General features: G+C 63.0%; 3 protein-coding genes. 2 read left to right on the top strand and 1 reads right to left on the bottom strand.

Annotation, left to right across the window (positions count from 1 at the left end):
- Positions 1 to 1,234 (bottom strand): ComEC/Rec2 family competence protein (locus QZ522_RS18360; RefSeq protein ID WP_294615009.1); only part of this gene is annotated, 1,234 nt, incomplete at its 3' end.
- A gap of 77 nt (positions 1,235 to 1,311) precedes the next feature.
- On the opposite strand from QZ522_RS18360, the gene gltX reads away from it, so the two are divergent.
- Entirely contained in the window at positions 1,312 to 2,724 is a 1,413-nt protein-coding gene (gene gltX / locus QZ522_RS18355) for a glutamate--tRNA ligase (RefSeq protein ID WP_294615007.1), read from the top strand.
- Positions 2,725 to 2,798: 74 nt separating this feature from the next.
- Positions 2,799 to 3,726, top strand: a 928-nt coding sequence (gene gltA / locus QZ522_RS18350; RefSeq protein WP_294615005.1) for a citrate synthase, incomplete at its 3' end; no start/stop codon positions are given.

The following is a 3,726-nucleotide window of genomic DNA, read 5'->3' as shown; positions in this document are numbered from 1 at the left end:
CCCCCCCCCCCGCCACCGCCGAGGAGATCAACACCGTCAGAACCGGCCGCAACCAGCGCGGGCCGAGTGCAACCTGCGCGTCCCGCAGCCAGCCAAATACCGCGACAAGCGCGACCGTGGCGGCAAAGGACATCTGGAACCCCGGCCCCATCAAGGCCTCGGGGCGCAGGCAAAGCACGATGATGGCGGCAACCGCCACCGCCCGCAGGCTGAGCGCGCGTCGATCCAGCATGACCGCAACCAGCATGACGGCGACCATGACAAAGGCGCGTTCGGTGGCCACGTTGCCCCCCGAAAGCCCGAGGTACGCCGCCGCCGCCGCCAGTGCCAGTACCGCCGATATCTTCTTGCCCGGCAGCCGCAGGCCGAGGCCCGGAATCGCCGCAAACCCAAGCCGGAAGGCGGCAAAAACGAACCCCGCCAACAGCCCCATGTGCAGCCCCGAAATCGCCAGAAGATGCGCGAGGTTAGAGACCCGCATTGCCGCAAGCGTGTCCTGATCCAGGCCCGAGCGATCGCCGGTCATGATCGCGGCGGCAAAGGCGCCTTCCTGCCCGGCGAGGCGGGCCTGCACATGGGCCGAAAGCGCCATGCGCGCCCGAAACAGCCGTTGCGCGCCCTGCGCCGGGGCAATCGCCAGAACCGGGGTACGGGTATAGCCCACCGCGCCCAGTTCAAGAAACCAGGCGTGGCGCTGAAAATCGAAACCGCCCGGCTCGACCGGGCCGCCAGGGGGGGACAGATGCGCGGTCATCATCACGCGACGTCCAGGTATTGCGGAGAAATGGCCCTGGTCGCCATGCAGCGACACGCGCACGCGGGTCGGGACGCGTGCAGGCGCGGTGCGGGACAAAACAACCCGGTCAAGCGTCAGGCGCAGGGCGTCCGAAGCCGAGCGGTCAATCGCCACGATCCGCCCCTCGACCGGGCCATAATAGCGCCAGCCAAGGACCGGCCCCGCCACGAGATGCGTGCGCAGACCGGCAATACAGAACCCCGCCAGCACAAGGGCCGCGCCAAGCGCCAGCGGTCCGATCCATTCGCCCCCCCGCCACCCAAGCGCCGCAAGCCCGAGTGCCGCCCCCGCCAGCAGCCACAAAAGCGGCTCCGACGGTTCTGACTGAAGCGAGAAAAACCCGCCGATGCCACAGGCAAGCGCCACCGGCACCCAGCCAAACAAGGCGCCGCGTTGGTTAAGCCAGGTACGCACGATCAGATCCCGGACGCCGGACACTTGTCACCCCCTTGGCGGGCCGATAGACAGAGCCCAAAGCTAGCCCCCTCCTCGTTACCGAAAGGTTAATCTCTCCCATGTCCCAACAGGTCGTGACCCGCTTTGCCCCATCACCCACCGGTTTCCTGCATATCGGCGGGGCGCGCACGGCGCTTTTCAACTGGCTGTTCGCGCGCGGTCATGGCGGCAAGTTCCTGTTGCGGATCGAGGATACCGATCGCGCCCGTTCGACCGCCGAGGCGACGCAGGCAATCCTTGACGGTCTGACCTGGCTTGGACTCGATCATGACGGCGAAGTCATAAGCCAGTTCGAGCGCGCCGAGCGCCACCGCGAGGTCGCGCTTGAGATGCTGGCGGCGGGCAAGGCCTATAAGTGTTTCTCGTCCCAGGACGAAATCCAGACCTTTCGCGACACGGCCCGCGCCGAGGGTAAATCCACCCTGTTTCAAAGCCCCTGGCGCGACGCGACGCCCGACATGCACCCCGAGGGCACGCCCCATGTGATCCGCATAAAGGCCCCGCGCGACGGCAGCACGGTGATCCGCGACCGGGTTCAGGGCGACGTGACCATTCGCAATGATCAGCTTGATGACATGGTGCTTTTGCGCGGTGACGGCAATCCGGTCTATATGCTTGCCGTTGCGGTGGATGACCACGACATGGGCGTGACCCATGTGATCCGCGGCGACGATCACCTCAACAATGCCGCGCGCCAGATGATGATCTACGAGGCGATGGGCTGGCCGCTCCCGGTCTATGCCCATATCCCGCTGATCCACGGGCCCGACGGCAAAAAGCTCAGCAAGCGCCACGGCGCGCTTGGCGTCGAGGAATACCAGAAAATGGGCTATCCGGCGGCGGGCATCCGCAATTACCTCGCGCGGCTCGGCTGGGGGCATGGCGATGACGAATTCTTTTCCGATGAACAGGCCAAGGCCTGGTTCGAGCTTGAGGGAATCGGCAAGGCCCCGGCGCGGCTGGACTTCAAGAAACTTGAGAATCTCTGTGGCCAGCATATCGCCGCGACGCCGGATGCTGCACTGCTGCATGAATTGACCGAATTTCTTGCCGTGACGGGGCAACCACCCCTTGAACCGGCAAAATTGGCATTATTTTCCGACGGCATGTACTGCCTTAAAGAGCGCGCGAAGACCTTCCATGAACTGCTTGATAAGGCGTCCTTTATCCTTGTTGACCGTCCGGTTCAGCCGGATGAGAAGGCGGCAGCGATGCTTGAACCTGTATCCCGTGGTATACTGAGAGAATTGACGCCGCAGTTGCAAAATGCTAGGTGGACGCGTGGCGATCTGGAAGCTCTGGCAAACCAATTCGCCGAGGACCATGGAATGAAGTTCGGCAAGCTGGCCGGCCCGCTCAGGGCGGCGCTTGCGGGGCGCACTGCGACACCGAGCGTGTTCGACATGATGCTGATTCTCGGGCGTGACGAAAGTATCGCCCGGCTGACCGATGCAGCCTCTGGCGGGTCTTAACCCTCTGGCAAGGCACTTACGTTTATCCAGTCCCCGGGCCGCAGGCTACGCGGACGTTGAGAGGGAGACCCCTGATGGCAGAAGGCACAAGATCCGCGAAGCTTGAGGTTGAGGGAAAGACCTACGAACTTCCTATTTTCTCGCCAACGGCGGGCCCCGATGTGATCGACATCCGCAAGCTTTACGCACAGGCGGGTGTGTTCACCTATGATCCGGGGTTCACCTCGACCGCATCCTGCGACAGCACGATCACCTTTATCGACGGCGACAAGGGCGAGCTTTTGCACCGCGGTTATCCGATTGATCAGCTGGCCGAGAAATCGCATTACCTCGAAGTGTGCTACCTGCTGCTTTACGGCGAACTGCCGAGCCCCGCGCAGCTTGAGGACTTTGAAGGCCGGGTGACCGGCCACACCATGATCCACGAGCAAATGATGTATCTTTTCCGTGGCTTCCGCCGCGATGCTCATCCGATGGCGATCATGGTTGGCGTTGTCGGTGCGATGTCGGCCTTCTATCATGACAGCACCGATATCAACGATCCCTGGCAGCGCGAAGTCGCCTCGATCCGGATGATCGCAAAGATGCCGACGATTGCGGCGATGGCCTATAAGTATACCATCGGCCAGCCGTTTGAATATCCGCGCAACGATCTGGATTATGCCTCGAACTTCCTGCGCATGTGCTTTGCCGTGCCTGCCGAGAATTACGAAGTGAACCCGATCCTGGCTCGCGCCATGGACCGGATTTTTACGCTGCATGCCGATCACGAACAGAACGCCTCGACCTCGACGGTGCGTCTTGCGTCAAGCTCCGGGGCGAACCCGTTTGCCTGTATCGCGGCGGGCATTGCCTGTCTATGGGGCCCGGCGCATGGTGGGGCAAACCAGGCCTGCCTTGAGATGCTTCAGGAAATCGGCACGCCGGATCGCATCCCGGAATTCATCGCACGCGCGAAGGACAAGAACGATCCGTTCCGCCTGATGGGTTTCGGTCACCGGG

Source organism: uncultured Roseovarius sp. (genome assembly GCF_913054395.1).
GTDB lineage: Bacteria > Pseudomonadota > Alphaproteobacteria > Rhodobacterales > Rhodobacteraceae > Roseovarius.
This window is presented reverse-complemented; position numbering and strand designations above follow the sequence as displayed.

Coding starts and splice junctions, on each gene's coding strand:
- gltX (WP_294615007.1), top strand. CDS start 1,312: ATGTCCCAACAGGTCGTGACCCGCTTTGCCCCATCACCCACCGGTTTC.